This window comes from Erwinia sp. AC075 (genome assembly GCF_979253995.1).
In genome coordinates this window covers 1,731,936-1,753,788 of the sequence record NZ_CEEDEU010000001.1, presented here as the reverse complement: position 1 = coordinate 1,753,788, position 21,853 = coordinate 1,731,936, and the positions used below count along the sequence as shown (strand labels likewise).

General features: G+C 51.0%; 16 protein-coding genes and 2 pseudogenes. 10 read left to right on the top strand and 8 right to left on the bottom strand.

The window, feature by feature from the left end:
* Window positions 1-8: 8 nt before the first annotated feature.
* From AC0IXH_RS08190 to AC0IXH_RS08175, 4 genes are all read left to right on the top strand, one after another.
* Complete coding sequence (locus tag AC0IXH_RS08190) at window positions 9-578, top strand: helix-turn-helix transcriptional regulator (RefSeq protein WP_013201802.1); 570 nt, start codon at window positions 9-11, stop codon at window positions 576-578.
* A 13-nt stretch (window positions 579-591) separates the two neighbouring features.
* Entirely contained in the window at window positions 592-924 is a 333-nt protein-coding gene (locus AC0IXH_RS08185; protein WP_471721137.1) for an SMR family transporter, read from the top strand.
* 179 nt (window positions 925-1,103) lie between these two features.
* On the top strand, window positions 1,104-1,877 hold the full coding sequence (locus tag AC0IXH_RS08180; protein ID WP_013201804.1) for a winged helix-turn-helix domain-containing protein: 774 nt from the start codon (window positions 1,104-1,106) through the stop codon (window positions 1,875-1,877).
* On the top strand, window positions 1,867-2,370 hold the full coding sequence (locus AC0IXH_RS08175) for a FidL-like protein (protein WP_134823955.1): 504 nt from the start codon (window positions 1,867-1,869) through the stop codon (window positions 2,368-2,370). Before AC0IXH_RS08180 ends, AC0IXH_RS08175 begins: the two co-directional genes overlap by 11 nt.
* 130 nt (window positions 2,371-2,500) lie before the next feature.
* Here the strand turns inward: AC0IXH_RS08175 and AC0IXH_RS08170 are convergent, their stop codons facing one another.
* The gene (locus tag AC0IXH_RS08170) at window positions 2,501-2,653 is read right to left on the bottom strand and encodes a putative hemolysin (protein WP_371732188.1); all 153 of its coding nucleotides are present in this window, start codon (window positions 2,651-2,653) and stop codon (window positions 2,501-2,503) included.
* 401 nt (window positions 2,654-3,054) lie between these two features.
* Between AC0IXH_RS08170 and AC0IXH_RS08165 the strand changes: the two genes are divergently transcribed.
* The 5 genes from AC0IXH_RS08165 (at window position 3,055) to AC0IXH_RS08145 (ending at window position 9,027) form a co-directional block, all read left to right on the top strand.
* Window positions 3,055-3,252 (top strand): hypothetical protein, encoded by a 198-nt coding sequence (locus tag AC0IXH_RS08165; RefSeq protein ID WP_013201807.1) that lies wholly within the window; start codon window positions 3,055-3,057, stop codon window positions 3,250-3,252.
* 68 nt (window positions 3,253-3,320) lie between these two features.
* Window positions 3,321-4,553, top strand: a complete 1,233-nt coding sequence (locus tag AC0IXH_RS08160) for an HlyD family secretion protein (RefSeq protein ID WP_134823958.1) — start codon at window positions 3,321-3,323, stop codon at window positions 4,551-4,553.
* Window positions 4,540-6,642: a peptidase domain-containing ABC transporter gene (locus AC0IXH_RS08155; RefSeq protein ID WP_471720305.1), complete on the top strand. Its 2,103-nt coding sequence runs from the start codon at window positions 4,540-4,542 to the stop codon at window positions 6,640-6,642. Before AC0IXH_RS08160 ends, AC0IXH_RS08155 begins: the two co-directional genes overlap by 14 nt.
* Window positions 6,639-7,640, top strand: a complete 1,002-nt coding sequence (locus AC0IXH_RS08150) for an LpxL/LpxP family acyltransferase (RefSeq protein WP_471720304.1) — start codon at window positions 6,639-6,641, stop codon at window positions 7,638-7,640. Before AC0IXH_RS08155 ends, AC0IXH_RS08150 begins: the two co-directional genes overlap by 4 nt.
* Before the next feature lie 172 nt (window positions 7,641-7,812).
* On the top strand, window positions 7,813-9,027 hold the full coding sequence (locus AC0IXH_RS08145; RefSeq protein ID WP_471720303.1) for a TolC family protein: 1,215 nt from the start codon (window positions 7,813-7,815) through the stop codon (window positions 9,025-9,027).
* A gap of 135 nt (window positions 9,028-9,162) precedes the next feature.
* Here AC0IXH_RS08145 and AC0IXH_RS08140 read toward each other — a convergent pair whose 3' ends face one another.
* Window positions 9,163-10,296, bottom strand: coding sequence for a glutathione-independent formaldehyde dehydrogenase (locus AC0IXH_RS08140; protein WP_471720302.1), 1,134 nt, complete (start codon window positions 10,294-10,296; stop codon window positions 9,163-9,165).
* 111 nt (window positions 10,297-10,407) lie between these two features.
* Between AC0IXH_RS08140 and AC0IXH_RS08135 the strand changes: the two are divergent.
* Window positions 10,408-10,527, top strand: a pseudogene (locus AC0IXH_RS08135) (helix-turn-helix domain-containing protein); the annotation flags it as partial.
* A 150-nt stretch (window positions 10,528-10,677) separates the two neighbouring features.
* Here AC0IXH_RS08135 and AC0IXH_RS08130 read toward each other — a convergent pair.
* The 6 genes and pseudogenes from AC0IXH_RS08130 to AC0IXH_RS08105 form a co-directional block, all read right to left on the bottom strand.
* Complete coding sequence (locus AC0IXH_RS08130) at window positions 10,678-11,010, bottom strand: CHC2 zinc finger domain-containing protein (RefSeq protein WP_346595252.1); 333 nt, start codon at window positions 11,008-11,010, stop codon at window positions 10,678-10,680.
* A 240-nt stretch (window positions 11,011-11,250) separates the two neighbouring features.
* Window positions 11,251-11,616 carry a ribonuclease toxin immunity protein CdiI gene (cdiI, locus tag AC0IXH_RS08125; protein ID WP_346594788.1) on the bottom strand — a complete coding sequence of 122 codons (366 nt, stop codon included), beginning with the start codon at window positions 11,614-11,616 and terminating at the stop codon, window positions 11,251-11,253.
* A gap of 8 nt (window positions 11,617-11,624) precedes the next feature.
* Window positions 11,625-11,777 (bottom strand): hypothetical protein, encoded by a 153-nt coding sequence (locus AC0IXH_RS08120; protein WP_428980833.1) that lies wholly within the window; start codon window positions 11,775-11,777, stop codon window positions 11,625-11,627.
* Window positions 11,771-12,781: pseudogene (locus AC0IXH_RS08115) on the bottom strand (VENN motif pre-toxin domain-containing protein); the annotation flags it as partial. The pseudogene AC0IXH_RS08115 and the gene AC0IXH_RS08120, both read right to left, overlap by 7 nt.
* A 16-nt stretch (window positions 12,782-12,797) precedes the next feature.
* Window positions 12,798-13,052, bottom strand: coding sequence for a hypothetical protein (locus AC0IXH_RS08110; RefSeq protein WP_346594785.1), 255 nt, complete (start codon window positions 13,050-13,052; stop codon window positions 12,798-12,800).
* The gene (locus AC0IXH_RS08105; RefSeq protein WP_471720301.1) at window positions 13,049-21,850 is read right to left on the bottom strand and encodes a hemagglutinin repeat-containing protein; all 8,802 of its coding nucleotides are present in this window, start codon (window positions 21,848-21,850) and stop codon (window positions 13,049-13,051) included. Before AC0IXH_RS08105 ends, AC0IXH_RS08110 begins: the two co-directional genes overlap by 4 nt.
* Window positions 21,851-21,853 lie beyond the last annotated feature (3 nt).

The following is a 21,853-nucleotide window of genomic DNA, read 5'->3' as shown; positions in this document are numbered from 1 at the left end:
ATGGAAATATGCTATATAAAATCATGATTATAGACAGCAATGAGTATTTTAAGGCTGGACTGAAAGCGATTATCAGAAATTACTTTCTAAAGACACGCCATGATGTGATGTTTATCAAAATGGAAAATGCGCATCCTCTTGCAGATATTATATTTTGGGCGCCTAATATTTCGTGGGATGAAATACCCATCGATCTGGCCTACGACAAGAGAATAATATTGATTGGCAATAAACAAAAACATGGGTATTTCCGGGCGAAAGTCTATCGGGATGCACCTTGTTCCGTATTGCACGATATTCTTTTCAATATTATCCGGATGCGCATCTGTTCGCTTCATCGAGAATTTGTTTCTGACAAGCTTTCAATACAGCAGAATCTGGTGCTATATTATTTTTCATTAGGCGAGAAACCGTTAGATATCGCGAACTATATGAATATAAGTGAAAAAACCGTTAGTCAGCATAAGCGCAAGGCGATGACGGTATTGAAATTGTGCAATAATACCGATCTGAACCAGTGGCTACTGGCAAGGTTAGCATATTGTAACGAGCACCACATCGATTTCAGTAATTATTAAAGGACAGGTTATGATTAAAACGTATATGTTTTTGGGTATTGCAATCATTGCTGAAGTCATTGCGACCAGCAGCTTAAAAAGCTCGGAAAGTTTTACCCGCTTATGGCCAACCGTGCTTTGCGTGCTGGGCTATACGGTGGCCTTTTTCTTTTTATCATTGACATTGAAGGCCTTGCCCACCGGCATTGCTTATGCCATTTGGTCAGGGGTTGGCATCGTATTGATATCGGTCACCAGCTATCTCTTGTATGGCCAGAAACTAGACGCCGCCGGGATCGCGGGATTGACTCTCATTATTGCTGGGGTTTTAGTGGTGAATCTTTTTTCAAAATCAATCACGCATTAAAGAAGGAAAGCCGCAAAGTAAAAGAGGAAGCTTTTCATTTTTTACTTAACCCAGGCTGGCAGCGGAGGAATATGAAACTGTGCTGAGTGCTTACTTAACTACCGGAATTAACTGTACTTGTTTATTGTTGTCAACTACACTTACCTGACATTTTTAATTATTTCCTTAATGGTCTAAAAATGCAATACACCATCAATAATACAATAAAGTATAATACGTATGAAGGTTCGTTAACATTAGTGTCGACCAATGACACGTTAACCTTGCCTTTGCCTGCCCGAAGATTAATTGAATTGATTTTAGAATCTGAAGGGGAAATATTAACCCGCGACTTTTTGTTCGTCGAAGTATGGGATAAATATGGCCTGAGAAGTTCCAACAGCAACCTGAATCAGTATATGAGTATCCTCAGGAGGAGCCTGGTGAGGTTGGGGTGTGATAACTTTATTGTCACGCTACCGACGGTGGGCATCAGACTGAGTGAAAATGTGCTCATTACGAAAGAAGACGTGCCAGGGATTCCGCACATTATCAACTCAGAGGATGTCAGTGAACTGGGAAAGTCGTTTTCCTTTTCAAGAAAAAAGATTCTGTCTGTGCTGTTATTGATGCTGGTCATCATCAGCGGCGGTTTAATTTACAAATACCTGTATACGGATAGTTTAGATCCTACCGCTCAGGTTGTGAAGATGGAAGGTGGATGTGAACTTACTATGCTTAAAACCTTTAATGACAGTGAAGTTGCCAATGTGAAGAAGCAAGTGGGAATAATCATGAAGAAAAATCAACTGAGCTGTCAGACCGGTAAACGCGTCTATTTCGACAATTATGCCTCTTCATCCTTACAAACTTACGGGCGCACAATGCTGTCGTACTGCAGTATTGGTAATAATGGTTATAACATATCTTGTGAAAATGTTTATTATCTGGACTGGAGTGGTGATGAAAAGTAAAAGAACGGTCCTTTTTATTACTGTGAGTCTTGTAGTGATTGTTGCCGTGGCGATGACCGCTTTTATCGGGCATTGGGTCGTCTGGCGGGAGAGAATCGTTCCCTTTAAATGCACGTTCTTCACCCATTATGATTTTGGAAAAAATCAAAGTGACCTGACGTTTTCCGTCACCCAGGATATGCGGTTTTATTCGAAAGAATCCGGCTATGTGATTTTTAATGGCAAAGTTACCATCAACGGTGAAACCAAAAAGTTGAACCGGAGCCTGTTGCTGTCGGACGGCGTATTTTTACAAGGAAAAACCATCAGCTATCATATCAAAGACATGAAAAAATCAATACTGGATGATACCCCCGATAACGTGTTTAAAATGTTGTTAGGCGAGTACACCTTTAATCCTGAGACTTTCCAGATTGACATTTTCCCTCTGGATAAAAAAAGTTACATTGTTGGTGGTCCTTATTCGTTTACCAGTTCCTGTATCCGCTATTAATCATTTAAGCAGGCGTTTGTTGTCCCTACAGTTTGTCTGTCGCGTTACAAATGAAGTTATGCCTATCTATTCTCAGAACGGGTCATCATCTGGCGACGATGACCGACCCGTTTAAACAGAGTTTTTGAAATCAGTTCTGTTTATGCTCCCTTCTGTATAAATCCCATTCATCGATATGTTCACCGTCCGCTAACGTACAATACCCTTTTTTTCCTGCGTCAGACTCGCTGGTACTTAACTTACCACCGACGTGGAGACAATAGACTGCAGCCGGATTCGCCATATTCAGCGAGGGAGAAGGTTTACCTTCCTCAGTGGTGCAGGCAGCGAGGGTCACACACCCTAACAATATAACAATAGGCTTCACTGTTTTTCCTTTAAGTAAACTAAAATATGTCAATATTTTAGCATGTCGACAAAGATTATCCACTTTGGTTTTTTTGAAGGTGTTGTGATATTTTTAAAATTTTTTCATAAAACTGTTAAATTCATAGATTTTAAATATAAATATCATTCCGATGGTAGAATAAAAATCTAATTAAGGGTTTTTTTTCCATAAATATTGTTGCCGCCAGATTAACAAGGCAGCATGACGTTGTGATATATATTGCCGAGGCTGCAATGAGTATAGCTGCGATTTTATATAACACCTGGTTTCTACTTTAACTTTATTTATGGAGAAATATGATGCTGAACAAAACAGCAATGAGTGCTGAACACTGTAAGGAAGTGCGCGGTGGTTGGGGGAGTGGATGGGGCGGCGGCGCTATTGGTGGGATCGGTGGCGCCGGTATTGGCGCAATTATGGGTATTCCGGGAGCTGCTGTAGGCGCACTGGTTGGCAGTGCTGCTGGTGTAGCGATTGAGAAAAGTGCTTCTTAATCTCGCCTGATATTTTATTCGTCATCAATAAGAGGTGGGGTAAACCCCACCTCTGATATTAAGCTATTATGTCAAATCAATTTAATCAGTGTTTTACGCGTGCTCCTATCAGTCTTAATTTTTTTTGCGGTGTCATTGCGCTTATGACAGCTATTTTTATGTTGTTATTGCTGAATGGCCGTTATGGTAAACAAGAAGACGTTAAGGGTTTGATCCGCAGCGAGTCATTTTACCGGCTAACGGCAGAAAAACCCGGAAATGTTTCTGCGATCTACGTTAATGAAGGCGACAGCGTTAATCCGGGAGATGCCATTTTTAGCGTGGCTTTACTGTGGCAAAATACCAAAGACCATAATGGTGTTGGTAATATGGCCGAGGAGACAACCAAGCGGTTGAATGAGACGTTAGTGGAATTCGAGACTGAACGAAAAAATCAGTCTGAAAATCATGACCAACTTCTCATTCAAAAAGAAAGTTATTTTAACGAGTTGACACAATCTATTGCCATTGCCGAAAACGCAATCAAAGACTATTACGATAAAAAACGTCTTTATGCCACTCAGTTACGCGATTTAACGCGATTATACAAAGACAACGCTATTACTAAGACGGAAGTGGAAAACACCAGGCAGCTGATCATTGAAAATGAGCTGGGTGTGAAAAAGAGTGAGGTTGAAAAGTCTGGACTGTTGCAAACTAAAATAGAAAAAGAGATTCATTACGCCAGGCTTGAGCAAGAGTCCTTACAACGTAAAAATGACATCAGCCGTAAAATCAGGGAAATCGGTAGCGAGTTAAATAATATCCGCATGCGACAGGAATATATTGTCACTTCACCCATAAAAGGGATTGTCCATGATATGGGGATATTGAAAGGGGACTTCATTGATGGACGCACCCTGACGCCATCAGTGATCCTGAAAGAAAACAGCGCTGCAGAACCCGTTGTAGTCCTGCAACTGAGCAGTAAGCAAATCGGCCTGATAAGCCCTGGCGAGAAGGTCTTCGTACGTGTTGATACTTTCCCCTATGAAAGCTATGGCGTTTTGGCCGCAAAGGTCATCAATATTTCTACTACACCGACCCGGGTCAGTGTGGATGATAAAGAATCCTGGTTCCGGGTGAAGCTGAATATTCTGGCTAATGACAAACATAATAAAATCCCGATGGAATTTCTCGCGGACGGCATGACCGTGAGTGCCTCATTACGTCAGCCAAAGCAAACGTTAATTGAGTGGTTATTCCTTCCTGTGAAACAAGCCCTCAAACGTAATCCGGATTATATCCATGCTGAAAAATAATGTACGAGATGTCCTACAGGATGAGTGCGCAGAATGCGGTCTGGCCTGTGTCAGTTATATCAGCGCAATGTTTAATAAGACGCTGCAGTTGCAGACCCTCCGTAACCAGTATGAGGTCACTCTTGAGGGGCTTTCATTTTTTCATCTGATAAAGATTTTTTCCGAGCATCAGATGATTGCCACCGGCGTTCAGGTCGCCGCAGACAGCCTGCGTGAGCTGCAAACGCCGGCAATTTTACTGTGGGATAACTGCCATTTTGTGGTGCTTAAAAAAACCAGCAAAACAAAAATCGAAGTCATGGATCCTGCCATCGGCAGCCGTTCCTTCACCTGGCGGGAAGTAGAGAAGTTTTACTCAGGCGTTGCGCTTGAAGTCATACCCGATAACAGCTTCGTGGCCGATACGAAAGGGCAGCGCAGGGAAAATTCCGCAGACAATGGCCATTTTTTCAGCGCCAGTGCTTTCAGAAAAGGACTTAAGAGTTGGAAAAGCTATCTGATCCCGCTGGCGGTGCTGGCGGTGATCATTCAGCTGACCCATATTGCCATTCCTAAGTTTATTTCTTTAGTCTTCGATGAAGTCTTGTCAAAAAACGACGATGATTTACTGTTTCTGTTGCTGTACATCTTCGGTTTTGTCTATCTGCTGCAGGCGATTGCAAGCTATCTGAAAATCGCCCAAGCCCAGCGATTAAGAAGGATGTTAAGCCTGAATGAAGGGCACCGGATAGTCAGCGATCTTCTCAACATGGAGTTGAAGTATTTCGGTAAACGAATGGCATCGGATATTTTACGTAAAATTAAATCCGTTGATGTTTTCCACATTATCTATACCAATGGTTGGATAGATATTTTCATACAGTCATTTTTTGCCGGTTTATTTGTGGTGCTGCTGTTTTTCATCAACACCCATCTGGCCATGCTCACCCTTGCGGTGACCTCCATAATGATCCTCGTTAGAGTGTTAATGCTGCCAGAAATGCTCTCCCGCCAATATGCTTCTCTGGATGCCGAAGTCCGCAGAGATAATGTATTGCTGGAGTCGGTAGATAATATCGATGTGATTAAGATCAATCACAATGAACATCACAGGATCCTGGCATGGTCCGAGCATCATTCAGAGCTGGAATACAATCGCTCCGCAATTGAAAGAACGCAGTCGCTGATTGAATTAATGGTGACAACCCTTTCGCATGTTCAGACCTTACTGATTATCGGCCTGGGATCGTTAAGCGTACTGCAGGGTGAGACAACGGCGGGGCAGTTACTGACTTTTATCTTCTATAAAAATTGTCTGATTAATAATATTCAGTCAATTGTCGAAAGTCATGTCAATATCCGGGTGTGTTCCGTTGAGGTTAAACGCTTACAGGAAATACTACCGTCTGATAAAACGGCTGCGATATCGTTCAAGTCTTCGGTCAAAGAGATAACTGAACCGGTGCGAAAAGTGAGTTTCCGTGATATCAGCTTTGCCTACAGTAATCTTGACGATAATTTCATAAAAAACGTCAATTTTGATATTCACGAAGGTGAGAAACTCGTCATCACCGGGCCCTCGGGCTGCGGTAAAACCACCTTAATGAATATGTTATCGGGCCTGCTCAAACCTACGGCAGGTGAGATTCTGATTAATGATATTTCACTGGCCAGGTTTGGACTCAATCCCTTCCAGCAACAGATCTCATTGGTGAGTCCTAATGGGAAGTTAATCAAAGGTAACGTGATGGATAATATTATTTTTGAATCCGATCGCTATGATATGACGTTACTGGAGAACTGCATCGAACAGGCAGATTTTGCCGAGGTTATCAGAAGTTTGAAATCCGGTTTGAATACTTCGCTCGGCGCTAACGGTACCAGGCTCTCATCCGGCCAACAGCAACGACTGATGATTGCCCGAGCCTTGTACCGAAAGCCGCAGCTCTTGCTGCTGGATGAACCCACTTCACATCTTGATGATGAATCGCGTCACAAAATCATTGCGCTTATTCGCCGCCTGCCCGTCGCCTGCGTGGTTGTCAGTCATGATACTGCCTTAATAGACAGTATTGAACAGCGGGTGGTTCTGCGGGGAGAGGCCAGATGATATCGGGCATCAATGCGAGGCCAGGCCTGCTGCACAGGCGTGTTTTGCTGGCAATGGTTGCCAGGGCAATGGCGGTGATAGCGGCATGCCGATCCTTATCCACCGCATTGGTATTGATAAACATGGTTTCTGTTTTATTCAGAAGGACGCTTTCTGAATACTATTCTGTCAAGACGGCCATGCAGTTATCTGCAAAGGTTACCGGTAGGCAGGAGCCATGGTCTGGAAGGCAGCTTATTTTAACCAAGCTAATTTCCCGTTACCTCTCACTGTTCATGTTTTCACATGACTGGAAAACGGTTTCGGCTTTGCTGGAGAAGGTTTGTCATCTGTCCGATCCGAATCTGACACAGGCGAAATTGTTGCTCTGTACGCATACCGGAGATTACTGGCTGACAATATTAACTCTGGCCAGGCAATACCAGGGCATGGATTACGATTTTCTGGTGCCGATATTTGAAGAGATTACCGAAGAAAATGCGCGAAACTATAACCTGATCGCCATACCCGGCGTACGCGTATCCTTTATCAATATCAACGCGCCAGGCGCGTTGATTAAGATCGCGCGTTATTTGCGGGAGCCGAATAAGGTGGTGGCTGTTTTCTATGATCTGCCCTGTTATGTGGCCGGGAATTTAACCGGAGCGGTCGAGCCGGTGACGTTTTTTAATAAAAAAGGCCATATGACCACGGGGATTATAAAACTCGCCATAAAACGATCGGTGTGTATGAAACTTGTCTCTAACCGCTATAACGAGGCTTCCCGAAAATTCACGGTGACAACCGCAGCGGTTATCGGTAGGCAACAGCAAGAAATAAACCATGAAATGGTCGGTTTTCTTGAACGCTATGTCAGGGAAACCCCATGGCAATGGCATTTCATTTCAACCCTTGACACCTATTACCATTTTCCACTGATCGCCCTTCACAGGAAAAACGAAAAAGAGATGCGCCATTTTACTGTGTTAAACAACAAATACCGTCGCAACTATGACTAAATTATTCTCATTCAGGACCCTGTTTATCACCACGACATTAAGCCTGAGCGGGTGTTCTTTGGCGCCTGAATATCAGCGTCCTGACAGCGTGGCCGATCCCGTTGTTGAGCTGAAAGCCGCGCAGAGCAGCGGCCGTTACCGCTTTCAGGATCTCTACCGGGACGATCCGGCCTTGCTGGCTATTTTGGAAAATGCGCTCATCAATAACTTTGATCTTCAGCTGGCCATGGCTCGCGTTGAAAGCACCCGGGCGCAAAAGTTGAGTTCGCTGTTTGACCTGATTCCCAGCCTGAATTACACCGCGAGTAAAACAATCTCGATGAATTCGGTCAGTTCGCCGCTCACCAATCAGACGCTTAAACAGAGATCTGAACAATATCAGGGGCGAATGGGCGTTGACTCCTGGGAGGTCGATCTGTGGGGCAAAAAGCGCAATAAGATCGCCTCAATGAATAGCAGTGAAGAAAGTCATCGTAGCCTGGTCGCCAATGTGCAGCTGACGTTGATGTCTGATTTAGCCACAGCCTGGTATGAAGCGCATTCAATGATTCAGGTATGGCATATACTGCAAAATAAAAAGATCGAGATGCAGCGTATTGAAGAAAAGCTGATGCGCATTAATCAGCAAGGCAGGTTAGAGCCAATTATTTTAACCAAGTTTCTGCGAGGTAAAGGCACTGACGAAAGCACCACGCATAATCTTGAAGTGGAGATTCTGGCGAGAATACATCAGCTTGAATATTTATCCGGCACGGTTTCACCGGCACTGAACGCCGAGAACTGGCAAACGATTGTGAGTTACAACGAGGCGCCTCAACTTATGCAGGCGATCCGCTCCGACATTATCCTTAACCGACCTGACGTCATCGCTGCCGAATGGCAGATTAAGGCGGCCAACGGCAATATTGGTTCCGCTCGTGCTGCATTGCTTCCCGGCGTCAGCCTGTTTGCTAATGCATGGCGCACCTCCAGTTCGCTGGACGGAATAGTGGACAGCTATCGTGATAACTGGACGCTGACACCCTCGGTGATGATACCGGTGTTCGACCTGCCCAAACATTATGCCAGCCTTAAATATGCTGAAACCCAACAGAAGATGGCGATCATCGATTACCGCAACACCATTGCTCAGGCATTGAAGGAGATTAAAGATGCCACCGATGCCCTACGCCTGTCTCAGGGGAGTCTCGCCGTAGTGCGTGAGGAGCTAAAGGCTCAGTCCGTTAACTTCGACAACAATAAACGCCGATATGAAGCAGGGTATCAGGATTTATATACGCATTATGAAGCGTTGGATATTTACTCTGGCGTGCAAATCGAGCTTGAAAGTAAAAGACAGCTGGTCATCCTTAACAGCGTTGCCCTGCTTAAGTCTCTGGGAGGCTGAAGCCCAAAGCAGCATTTTCACCTGCAACATTTTGCGGTTTTTTTGCGCCATGCTCACCCTTGCGCAGGCAACAGCGTCATCAAAGCCGAATGCAGCCTTGCCCGCCAGGTGTTTTCCCCTGCCGGGCAACGGGGCTTAAGGCTTAAGGATAACCTTCGTCCATCCTTCATCCCGGTCGTCAAAGTGCTTATAACCGGCAGCCGCTTCATCAAGCGAAAGGCGATGTGAAATGATCTCGCCCGGTTTGGCTTTTCCATGATGGATCAGGCGCGCCAGCTGACGGTTATAGGCTTTGACGTTCGCCTGGCCCGTACGGATTGCCTGTCCTTTGAACCAGAAACTGCCGAAATCAAAGGGCATTTTACCCTGTTTGGCCAGCTCGGATTCAGCCCCCGGATCCTGAGGAATAAACACGCCGACCACGCCGATCCCCCCGGTGGCTTTCGTCGAGGCAACCAGACTGTTCATGGTAGCCGAATTGTCTTCGTGGCCATGTTTATCACAGCACTGATAGCCGACACATTCACAGCCACAATCGGTACCGCGCCCATCGGTCAGGTCGAGAATTTTTTGCACGGCCTCATCGCCCGTCGCATTGATTCCCGTGGCGCCCAATTTTTCTGCCAGCGCCAGCCGGTCTTTATGTGTATCCACCACAAATACCTGGGACGCGCCTTTGATGATCGCCGAATGCGCCGCCATCAATCCGACCGGTCCCGCGCCATAAATCGCCACGCTTTCGCCGGGCTTCACGCCGGCAAGCTCGGTTGCGTGCCAGCCGGTGGGGAAGATGTCTGAGAGCATCACATAGTCATCTTCTTTTTCTGCCGCGTCTGGCGGTAGCACCAGGCAGTTAAAATCGGCAAAAGGCACCCGCAGCAACTCGGCCTGACCGCCTTCCCACGGGCCCATTTCGGCAAAACCATAGGCTGCACCCGCCGTGCCGGGGTTGGTGGTGAGGCAAAAGCCGGTCAGGCCTTTTTCACAGTTTTCGCAAAAACCGCAGCCGACGTTAAACGGCAGGCACACATAGTCGCCCACCTTGATACGCTCAACGCCTGAGCCAATTTCGACCACCTCTCCGAGGTTTTCATGACCCAGAATGCGCCCCTGTTCAAAGCTGGTTCGCCCTTCATACATATGCAGGTCTGAACCGCAAATATTGGTGGTGGTGATGCGAACAAGGACATCCGTGGGACGAACAATTTTTGCGTCCGGGACATCTTTCACCTGAACATCATAAGGACCGTTATAGATAACTGCTTTCATCGTCTTCTCCTGAGTGCGTCCGGCATTGACTGCAACCCGACAGATTTGGATATCAGACAAGTTTAGCGTAGTGACAGGATCGCAACGGGAGGGAGGTGGATCGGGATGTTTCTTGATCGGTTGAGGGCGCTGTCTCAGTGTCAGCCGGAAGAGCAGGGGACGGTGATTAAGCTGATTGATGCGGCGATAGTGAAGCACCGGCTGGAGACGGCCGTAAGGTCGGTTGATTAGCAGAGGATCACAACGTGATTTTTAGCGCGGGACTGAGGTGTCACTGGCACCTTAACCCCGCTGACCACAAGCAACTACCGAAGAGTTGATCATCCGGCTGGCTGAGGGGTGATCGACGGATAAAAAGATCCCGGCTTGGTGCGAGGGCAGTTACAGATGCCTGGCCGATCCTTTCATGATCATATGATCGGCCATCGCGCGCGACGCCAGCCACGCCTGCGCGCCTTCGTTATCTGGCGAGTTACGGTGATAGAATTCGGTGACCTGGTGCAGCAGGGCCTGGCCGTCATCGTCCAGATCGGTGAGGAACTGACGGGCCACAGGCGGCGAAGGAGCGGGGCGCACATAGGTAGTACCGTTCAGTTGCCGCAGCCACAGGATCCCTTGTAGGAACCTCAGCCGTTCGGTATGCAGCAGCCAGTCTAGCACCGAACCGCCCGCATCGCAGCCGAAGCAGTGGTACAGGTTTTTATCCGCGCTGATGACGCATAGGAACCACAGCCGGAACTGCCCGCAGAGCCGGAGGTGGTGACCACGCTGAAGCGGGCCTGCAAGAAACTCTCTGACCGTAAGTAGCGTGAGATAGCTGCTTTATTTAACTGTTTGCCACCCAGTAGAAGCGGCCATGGAAGATCCCGGAAGGGGCGGTTTAGTGGCGAGCCGTCTGAGGTAACTCGTTGGTTATAAAGTAAAATCCCAGCCTTAATGGCTGGGATCTGCTATTCAAGAAGGGATCTTAGCCAGTAATTCGTTAACTTTATCTGTATCTTCAAGATGCAGCTTAAGATATTTTTCACAGGCTAAACGGACATATTGATAACAGGTTTCTTGGCTGACAATGACTGTCTCCGCTTCAGAAGGCGGATAACCTACAGCAAATTCTACACCTTCAAAATGTTCGCTTTCATCGTAGCTATTCATGTCGGGGAAATTGCAATAGGCACCGTCTTTATTTAAAGAACCTCCATTTGAAAATAATTCAAGAGCTTCAATAAAATTATCATCCTCATACATTCTGTCAAAATAGGACGCAACAATTAAATTGAGCCCGCCATCTACATCTTGTTGAGTAAATAATTCTTTTATCATGGATCACCTCAATTAGGATGGAAGTTACGAACTGTTCCAGTCGTTTTATCTACGTAAATTCTAAAATTAACACCATCCACGGTTACATTTACCTGACCACTCTTACTCGACATTGCCTCATTGAATCCCTTGGCAGCAGCCTGTTGCCCAAGATCTAAGATTTTCTGATCGGTGAATACATTAGGATCATAGATGGTTTTAGTCTCAACGGTAGTTTTATATTCACCAGTAAGACTTCCATCCGATTCTTGGTTGGAACCAGATATTTCACTTCAGTAATACCCTTCACGCTTGTAGGTCTTTCACTGACTACTTTCACATTATATTCTTTCGCTGACTCATAAAATGCATTAGCATTATGACCGCCCGAGATCCCATTTTTCTGTGTAAAACTATCGACGGTTGCCAAATGTTTTGGCTGATCAATTTTGAAATTGATTCCCGATGGATAAACTACAACCTTTTCAGCCAATGTACTGAGTTTACTGACAGCCGCGACACCCAAAGCTGGCGTCATCGAAGCGGCAACCGTCTTCATCCCGTCATAGGTTTCGATGTAATTTTCAGCTGTCACCTTATCAACACCAAGTTGAACCATTGCATAGTTCACCATCGCATCTTTCACCTGCTGCTGATTCTGGGCATCAACGCTGGTGATATTCAGCAGGTTTACTATCTGGCCGTAAGCGTCCGGATACATCTCGCTGACTTTGTTATTGTATTGCCCGGTTTCATACTCAGCTTTGGCTGAGTAAGCCTCCAGTCTAGCTGAAACACAACCACTACTGGCAGCTTTACCGTTACCACAGGCTTCAATCACCTTCTGGTCGCGGCTGATATCCTTCTCGCGCAGATCGTTGATCTGCTGCTGCGCCTGCTCACGCTCTGCCGGGTCTTTACTGTTCTGGAGTTTCTGCTTCGCTATCTCAAGTTCAGTCTTCTCCGAAACGTGCAGAAAATTATTCTCAACAGCATTTTTACCTGCCTGCGCCCCGGCAACCGCATCCGCCGTGCTGTCACCCACAACGCCGCCCGCAAGTCCTGCCGCCAGTGTCCCCAGCGCGCTTATCGTCTGGCGCTGGTCTTCCGTCAGGTCTTTACGGTGAACGCCCGGATACATCTGCTGGGCAATGTATTCACCCATTACCGAGCCGGAGGCTCCGGCTCCTCTTTCCTGAAAATTAAAATCCTTTAACTTTGAATGCCCGCAACAGAACTAATCCAATCCCTAATATTGCTCCTCCGCCCCCCCCGATTTTAATCCCTAGGAAAACTTCATTCCATGTCAATTCAAACTCATCAGTTAAAATCCACAAAATGACTGAAAAACATAATTTCACTAATAACCCCGCGATTATTACTGACAGTAAACAGCCAAAAAAGATGTAAAGGCTAAGAGCTAATTCTTTTTTTAAATTATAGCTACGGATCCTCATTTTTTTACCTTATCAATAATTTTTTGAGCTTCATAACCGGCATATTCAGAACTGGAGGAACCACTGACGTTTCCTATTGCCCCCGGAATCTTACTTGGTAACATCTCTTTTGATATACCCAGTTGCCCCTTAATCTCAGTGTATTTCAGTAGTTCTGGATTGAACTTGGGATCCCAACCTCCAGTAACCAACTTACCTGTAGTGTTTGCAATTGGTTTGAAAATCAGATTGCCAACGCCATACCCTACGCCAGCGCCGAGACCTGTTGTTATTGCTCCCGTAAGAGGGTCATCTCCATTTAGATGATTAGTCAGAGCACCGGCACCGGCATTCCATGTCACTGTTCCAGCAAGACCATGACCCATAGTAATGACATTTGCCCAGCCTGCGATAACAGAATTCCCCGGATTTATTTCTCCACTACCAATATATTGCATTCCTGCATTAGCTCCGGCACCCAGAGCCCACATAGCTTGGGCTGGTGCTGAGAGGGATGCAATACCACCTGTTGCTAACGCCCCAGCCATAGCTTTATTAACAGCCCCACCACGGCGACAGGATTCTGAAGAAGGATCATCATTACAGGACATCACGTCTTTCGCGTGTGCCTGCAAGTACTTAATTTGCGATTCGTCATTTCCTCCAAAGAGATTATTTTCAACCGTCGTCTTACCGGCCTGCGCTCCCGCAACCGCATCTGCCGTACTACCTCCAGCCAGACCGCTCGCAAGACCTGCCGCCAGGGTCGCCAGTGCGCTCACTGTCTGTTTCTCTGTTTCGCTAAGTTGACCAGCCGGTTTGCCGTAGGCATCAAGCGCGATCATACCGATCATCTCCGCCGTAGCAGCGCCGCTCGCACCAATCAGCGCATTATTTCCCTGAGCTGCTGCCAGTGCCGCATTTACAGCTGCATGCGCCAATCCTTTCTCCGGACCTTCAAGTCCACTGTGGCCGATAACATTGGCAATATAAGGCGCTGAAGCCCCGGCCAGTGCTTTTGTTATGTCGCCGCCCGCGAGCCCCTGTACCGCCGCTGTTGCCGCCTGGATAGCCTGCTGAACTTTACCGCCGGTTCCGAACCCGCTTTCGGTAAACGCCTTATTATAGAAGTTCTGGTACGCCTGGCCGCTGATATCGTCTGCCGATGGCGTTTTGCCCGGATTGGCTTTGCTCCAGTCCTCCTTCGCCGCCTGCAGCTGTTCCGGCGTCACATCCTTCATTTTATCAGTCGCTGCTTTTGTGGCTTCAATCTGGCCCTGGGTCCGTGCAATATCCCCAACCTGTGACCCTATCTCACCTATAAGCTGCGCTTCCTTCAGCCGGTTCTGCTCTTTCTCTTTATCAAAGATTTGCCCCAGACCCGGATTGGCGTTCTCCACGTCTCGGCTCAGGTCGGCCACGTCCTGTTTCTGCGCGTGCTGGTCGCGAATAACAATCGTGCCATCCGATACCGCTGCTTTGGTGGTGCTGTCCGCGCTGCCCGAACCGTTAACCCCGGTCAGCAGGCCGTTGGCCATGTTCCCGGCAAACTGGTTGCCGATGCTGCCGCCGGTGCTGATGCCCACGCTCTGGTGCTGAACCTTATATTCAGCCTCGTTTTTTATGTCGCTCCAGCCCAGCGTGCCGGTATCCAGCCTGTTAAGGGATGCATCCGCCGTCGAACCAATAACCGCACCGTTCAGCTGCGTATGTTCACCCACCGTGATATCGAAGCCGCCTTTGCCCGCCAGCAGTCCGGTCTGCTCCTGCACCGACTGATAGTCGCTGTGCATCTTATCCTTGCTCATGTTGATGCTGGCCGAGCCGGACATCGAGCCAAAGTTAAAGCTGGCACCCGCGCTGGTATTTTTCTGCTGCGCGTCGTAGGTCGCGCTGTCCTGTTCACTGGTCAATGTCAGGTTGCGACCGACATCCGCTTTAATGGATTCGCCGCTCACCTGTGCGCCGGTCAGGGTAGTATCGCGTCCGCTGACCAGCGTCACGCGATTACCGGCCGTAACCTGCGTTTCATTGTGGACAAGGCTGTCGCTGTTCTCGTGCCCGCTGCCTTTGTTGATGCTCGCAGAGACGTTGATGCCCCAGCCGCCAGAACCCGCACCGATGCCCACGCCCACCGAGCCGCCGCTGGACGAGTTGGTGCCGCGTGAGCGTTCGGTGTCCTGGCTGGAGGTCAGGTTGATGTCGCGGCTGGCGTTCAGCAGCACGTCATTGCCCGCCTGCAGCTGGCTGCCCTGTACGTTGATGTCGCCACTGCTGGCGATGACGTTAAGGTTATTACCGGCGGTAAGGGTGCTGCCCTGATGCGTTTTCTGCGTCAGGTTAGTTTCAGACTTCGACTGCTGGCTGCCGTAGGAAAGGCTGATGCCAATGGCGTTGTCCTGACTTGCAGCGCCTGGCTGCGTTGCCTGCGCGGCCTGTACCCCGGACAATGCTGCCTGCACGCCTTTCAGCGCCTGCAGCCGTCCGCTGCTTTCCTCACGCGAATCTCTTGCGGTGGTGACCGCGGTATTCAGCGCGCTGCCCGCCACGCCTGAGAGTGCCAGCGTCAGACCACTCTGTTTGGTTTCATAGGTATCGCGCTGGCTCAGCCCCTGTTCGGCGGCGCTGACCGTGACATTTTTTCCGGTAAGCGTAAGATCTTTACCGGCGACGGCATCAGAGCCGTGAACCAGCAGATCGTTGCCCGCCTGCATCGTCAGGTTGCCCTGCACGCTGCCCACCGTACTGCCACGCACGCTGTCGGTATGCGTGGTGGTGGTGGATTTTTGCGCGTTGCTGCCGTAACTCACACCGATGCCGCCGGTGCCGGACAGGCCCGATTTGGTCTCCTGAATCATGCGCGATTCGTCGCGCTGTTCAGCGGCGGTGGTCACGGTCAGATTATTGCCCGCCGCCAGCCGCACATCCTGCGTTCCCACCACGTCGCTGCCTTTCACCAGCAGGTCGTGACCAGCCAGCATCTGGACGCTGTCGCCAGACAGCGAGCTGCCGACCGCCGTGCGCGCATCGATGGTGGTGTGCGTCTCGCGGGTAGTTTTGGAGGCGATGCCGCTGGTGCCGCTGGCTTTGGTGTGCTCATCCATCTGCGTGCGGGATTCACCGCTGACGATGCTCAGATCGTTACCTGCGCTCAATGCCAGCCTGCCGCCGGCATTGACGCTGGTCGCCGTTGCCAGCAGATTATTGCCTGCGGCCAGATCCACGTTGCCTTTACCGACAATATCCGTGCCCAGCTGCGTGGATGACGACTGATGGAGCCAGTTGTCGCTGTCAAAATTGAGATTGTCGCGGCTGCCGGTGGTGACAGCGTTCAGGTTCATATCGCGTCCGGCGATAATCGCCGTATTGCCATTCTCGCTGCTGTTCACCACCTGCGCGGCCGTCAGATTGATGTCGCGTCCGGCCTGCAATGCCAGCGTGCCGTCGCCTTTGTCCACGTAAATACCGGCGATACGATCGAGGCTGGTGCGGGCAAAGTTACCGTCGGCGCTTTCAGCGGTGCGTGTGCCCGTGACGACGTTGATATCACGCCCGGCCAGCGCTGCCAGTGCAGAGCTGCCTTTCAGTACGCCGCCGAAATTATTGATATCAGTACGTGCCTGCAGAGCGGTGCTGTCGCCCTGAATCAGCCCGCCAAGGTTATTAATATTTTCGGCCACCACCTGCGTACTGGCGCGCGCATTGATGCGACCGCTATTGTTCAGATCGTCGCTCAGGTTCAGGCTGACGTTTTTCCCGGCCAGCAGCGCGCCGCTGCCGTCGAGGTCGCCCGACTGCACTTTGGCAAACAACTGCGGCACCAGTACCTTTTGCTGGCTGCCGTCGGGCAGGGTGACGGTCTGCGTCACCAGCCACACCATGTCGCCGGTGATCAGGCTCATCTGCTCAGCCGTTAACGCCATGCCAGGCACCAGATTCAGCTGTTTACCGTAGGCGATGCCCGCATCCATCAGCGCTTTGTACTGCGTCTGATCGCTGTCATAACCGTCCAGATAGCGCTGACCGGTCAATGAAATCACCTGCTGGCGGATAAGATTCTGTTCGTAATACGCATCGCCCAGCCGCTTGTGCACGTTGTCAGGATTGGTGACGAACGCCTGCATCATGTAATCCGAGCCGAGCCATTTTTGCGCATTGGTAAAACGGGGATCGGTTTCGACCAGGTAATCACTGCCAGCCGGATGGGTTTTATACAGGCTGTTATCCGGCAGGCGGGTGTTCGGACCCTGAGTGCGGATCACGCTGCCCGCCGCATCGCCTTTCGCGGCGGTATTCACCGGCACTTCAAAGGTTTTACCCGGCGGCAGCAATACCGCGTTACCGGGATTAAACGCCGCGCCTGCGCTGAGGTCGCCCAGCGAAATATCACCCACGCTACCGCCCGTCCGGTTGTCAATCACCAGACCGCTGCCGCTAATTTGTTGATGCTCCTCTAAGGTGCTGGGTTTTAAGGTAATGCTCTGGATAACGGTGGGCGGGATGTAATCCGCCGTGCTCTTGCCCTGACTGTCGCCGCCTTTATTATGGATGCGCCAGTAATGGAACGCCTTGCCAACGTCACTGATGTGCCGCTCACCGGCCACCTCCACGTTGTCGAGCGTGGCCGCGTTAATCACCAGATTATTACCGGCGATGATCTGGCTCTTGTCGTTCAGTACGTTGCCCGCGTTAATCGTCAGATTTCCGCCCGCAATGATGCGCGCCGGATCGCTGGTTTTGATGCGCGTTTCTTCAACGGTGCGTTCATATTCGTAACGATACCAGTTGTCGTTTTTGTCATTTTGTCGCCCCGGATAATCGGGCGTGAGCACAAAATCGACCTCATCATGCGCGAAACTGACCTCATCGCGACCATAGCGATTGGCATTGCCCGAGACCTGATACTCCTCAATATCTTCACGCGACACTTCGACGATCTCGGTTTCAAAATTGTCGTTAATGTTGTTCAGGCTGCCGACGTTAAGCAGCATGTCGCCCGCAGATTCGAGGGTTGCGCTGTGGTTGTTAACGGTTCCGGCCTGTCCGGTAGCGTGGCCATTGGCATCAATCGCGGCACCCACGCTCATCACGCCTTCGCTGTAAATCAGCGCGTGATCGCGATTGTTCAGCGTGCCGACGCCAAGATCTAAACGCTGACGGGCCGCGATGGTTGCTGCAGTACCATTCTCAGCGAGATTATTGAGCGTGCCTGCCTGGATGCTTAGAAAATCGCCATAGATGCGTCCGGTGCCGATATTACTGACGGTTCGGCCGTTCAGCCGCGTGGAATAACCATCAATCAGGCCGTAGTTGGTCAGGGTGTTGCTGACATCAAGAAGTGTGCTGTCGCCGCTGAGTTCAGCATCCTGCAGGTTAGTCAGATTGATGGCGGTGACGTGCAGCGTTTCACCGGCCTGAATCAGCTTTTCATTGCGGATATCACCGTGACTTGTGAACGTCAGATTGCCGTTGGCCTGCACATTACCCTGATTGGTGAAGTTGTTCACCAGCGTCACCGCCATATTACCCGCGGCCTGCAATGCGCCGCGCAGGTTGGTCAGCGTGCTGGCAACCAGAGTAAAATCGCCTTTGCTGGCGAGCATGCCGTCGGTGTTATCGAGTGCGGCGGTGTTCAACGCCAGATTGCTGCCGGAAATCACCTGGCCTTCATGGTTATTGACTTCGCCACTGCGCAGCGTGAAATCGTCCTGGGCGCTAATCAGACCGCTGGCGTTGTTGAAACGACTGCCTTGCGTATTCCAGTCAAGAATCCCGCCAGCCTGAACGGTGCCATGCTGATTATTCACTGACTGAGTTTGTGCGGTGATGCCGCCGAGCCCGGTGATTTGCCCGAACGGGTTCAGCACCTGCCCGGACGCAAGGCTGATGGCACCGGAGGCCAGTAGCGTGCCGTGCTGATTATCCAGCTCGCCGGTCGCCAGATGCATATTGCCCTGGCTGATTATCCCGCCGGTTGCGCCGCTATTGGTGTTGCTCAGCCGCTGGCCGTGCGTGTCGATACGCAGCGCAGCGCCGCTCTGCATCCGACCGCCGTTGTCGTTTTGCAGTTGTTGCGTGCTGAGCGATAAATCGCCGACAGCGCCGATTTGTCCCAGACGGTTATCGAGATTCGCCGTGGCAAGCGTTGCCGTGCCGCTGCTCATCACCAGCCCATTGCTGTTCAGCAGCTCAGCGCTTTGCAGCGCCAGTGACTGACCGGCAACCAGATTGCCCTGCTGATTATCAATGCTCCCCGCCGTTATGCTGAGCGCGTTCTGCGCTGCCAGCAGGCCGTGATGGTTAGTGATATCGCCGTTAAACAGGCGTGAATCCTGCGCGTTGATCACGCCGTTGCGGTTATCCAGCAGGCCGGAACGAAGCGTCAGTGAACCCAGCGCGATGACGCCGCCGTCAGTGTCGCTGTCGCGGTTGATGAAGGCATCGCCCTGGGTATCGATGCGCGCATCGCCAAGGCTTTGCAGCAGTCCGGTGGTGTTATCAAATGTACCGCTGGTGATGCTGAGCTGTTCAGCGGCGGCAATCGTGCCACGCTGATTGTGCACCGCGCCGCTGCCGAGCTGCAACGTGGTGGTGGTGGCGGTAAGCAGGCCGTCACTGTTGTTCAGACCGTTGCTGGTGACTGAGAGTGTCTGACCGGCATTAATTTTTCCGCTGCTGTTATTCAGCACCTGGCTGGCCAGTTGCGTGTTGCCCGCCACGGCGCTGATGACTCCCGCTGTGTTATCAAGCGCTCCGGCGTTAACGGCCAGATTCTGGCTGGCCGCCAGCGTGCCGCTGTGGTTATCCAGTTTTTGTGCAATGCGGGTATTCAGCGAACCGGTACCGGCGGCAATAACCTGGCCATTATGATTGTTCAATGAACCCGCGTTCAGGTTCACATTACCGTTACCGGCGAGTTTGCCGTCGCGGTTGTCCAGCGCCGACGTCACGTTGATATCCATCGCGCCATTGCCGCTTTGCACCATCTCACCCTGACGGTGCGAAAGGGTGCTGGCATCTATACGGATTTGCGCCGCGGCGGTGGTCGCGCCGTCAAAATTGAGCGCATCACCACGCAGCGCTAATCCACCGTTGCTGATCAGGCTGCCCTGACTGCCGTTCAGCGTGGAGGCCTGGATGTTCAGTAGTCCATCACCGGCGTGCTGAATTTTGCCGAGTCCGTTATCCAGCACGTCGGTGTTCAGCGTCATGTTGTAGCCGTTGCTGGCAAGGGTGCCGCTATGGTTGTCGATGCCTGCGGCGTGCGACAGCAGCAGGTCGGCGTCACCCAGTTGGCTAATAATTCCCTGGCGATTGGATAGCGCGGGAGCAGTGAGGTTAAGCCTGTCCGCCTGAATTTTGCCGCCGTCATTATTAATGCGCGTATTGCTGCTGGCGCGAAGGTTGTTTTTTGCTTCAAGCGTGGCGCTGCGCGTGGTGACATCGCCGCGACTGGCATTCAGGTTGATATCGCTGGCATAGGTCTGGCTGCCGCTGAGATCGACCGCGCTGCCTTGAGCGCTGAGATTACCCGCCGCGAGGTTACGCCCATTGCTGGTGAGCTGCCCGCGCGTGGTCAGACTCAAATCGCCTTGTGTACCGAGTGCGCCGTCGGCCTTCATCCCTGCGGCCAGCACGCCGCTGCTGGCATTAATGAGTGAACCGGCCTGAATGCGGTTATTGCCTGCGGACGCCAGTACGCCCTGATTACTGACCTCGGAAACGGCCTGAATCTGGCTGTCACGCTGCGCGTAAACCGTGCCGCTGTTGCGAATATCGGCGTTACTGGTCAGCGCAATATCCTGTGCGCCGTTAATGCTGCCGCTGTTTTCAATGCGACCGTCGCTGCTGAGGGTAAAGTTGCCCGCCGTGGCGCCCAGCGAACCGGCGTTGCGCACGCCAACACCCTGTTCAGTGCCAATCAGACGGATTTTACTGGCATACATGCCGCCAAGTGCTGCCACGTCCAGCGCTATCCGCGGGCGACTTGACGCAGCGGTCTGGCCAGCCGTCAGCATTTCATGCGCCGCATCGACCTGATTGAGACCGGTCGTTACCTTTAGATCGTTGGCCCAGACGCCCGCGTTCAACTTTACTGTGCGGGCAATGATGTCGGTGTAATCCTGGCCGCGTGAATCCAGACCTTTGCCGTTAATGGCGACTTCGCCGCCGCTGACCTGATAGCCGGTCAGGTTGCCGTTGCTCAGCTGCGTCTGGCCGGTGGTCAAGGTGGCGCGGTTGGCGTTGATAAAGCCGCAGCCATCGCAGGTGATACCGGACGGGTTGGCAATCACCACCTGCGCTTTTCTGCCGGCGACTTCCACGTAGCCGTTGAGCTGGCTGGGGTTGCGTGAATTCACCTCGTTGAGGATCACGCTGGCTTCACCGCGCGCCAGCCACGGGTTACCGGTGACCATGCCGCCGAGCTGGGTATGGGTGTTGCCGTGTGAGTTGTTGAGGATGACACCTTTCTGATCGACATCGAACTGGCTGTAGTTATTGCGTGATACGCCGCCCGCGCTTGGCGTCTGGATGTTGACCTGCGGCGTGCCGTTGGCCGTAGCGATAATGGTGGGTTGCTGGTTACCCGGAGCCTGACCGTTGGCTAGGATCTGCGCCTGAGCGGGCAGCACGGTCACGCAGCCCAGTGCGCTCAGCAGGGCGAAGCGCATCGCGGAGAGCGTACAAGTCTGGCTGGCTTTCTGATGTCTCCGCTGCGTGCGCGCCTGTTTGCCTTGCCCGCTGCGGGCGATATCGGCGACAACCATCAGCATGCCGCGCGCTTTGTTGAAAATGATGCGATAGAGAAGTTTGTTCATCTG

Bases quoted from the DNA above. Each gene is read 5' to 3' on its own strand.
- AC0IXH_RS08190 (WP_013201802.1), top strand. From the start codon at position 9: ATGCTATATAAAATCATGATTATAGACAGCAATGAGTATTTTAAGGCT.
- AC0IXH_RS08180 (WP_013201804.1), top strand. From the start codon at position 1,104: ATGCAATACACCATCAATAATACAATAAAGTATAATACGTATGAAGGT.
- AC0IXH_RS08175 (WP_134823955.1), top strand. From the start codon at position 1,867: ATGAAAAGTAAAAGAACGGTCCTTTTTATTACTGTGAGTCTTGTAGTG.
- AC0IXH_RS08170 (WP_371732188.1), bottom strand. From the start codon at position 2,653: ATGGCGAATCCGGCTGCAGTCTATTGTCTCCACGTCGGTGGTAAGTTA.
- AC0IXH_RS08165 (WP_013201807.1), top strand. From the start codon at position 3,055: ATGATGCTGAACAAAACAGCAATGAGTGCTGAACACTGTAAGGAAGTG.
- AC0IXH_RS08160 (WP_134823958.1), top strand. From the start codon at position 3,321: ATGTCAAATCAATTTAATCAGTGTTTTACGCGTGCTCCTATCAGTCTT.
- AC0IXH_RS08155 (WP_471720305.1), top strand. From the start codon at position 4,540: ATGCTGAAAAATAATGTACGAGATGTCCTACAGGATGAGTGCGCAGAA.
- AC0IXH_RS08150 (WP_471720304.1), top strand. From the start codon at position 6,639: ATGATATCGGGCATCAATGCGAGGCCAGGCCTGCTGCACAGGCGTGTT.
- AC0IXH_RS08140 (WP_471720302.1), bottom strand. From the start codon at position 10,296: ATGAAAGCAGTTATCTATAACGGTCCTTATGATGTTCAGGTGAAAGAT.
- cdiI (WP_346594788.1), bottom strand. From the start codon at position 11,616: ATGATAAAAGAATTATTTACTCAACAAGATGTAGATGGCGGGCTCAAT.
- AC0IXH_RS08110 (WP_346594785.1), bottom strand. From the start codon at position 13,052: ATGAGGATCCGTAGCTATAATTTAAAAAAAGAATTAGCTCTTAGCCTT.
- AC0IXH_RS08105 (WP_471720301.1), bottom strand. From the start codon at position 21,850: ATGAACAAACTTCTCTATCGCATCATTTTCAACAAAGCGCGCGGCATG.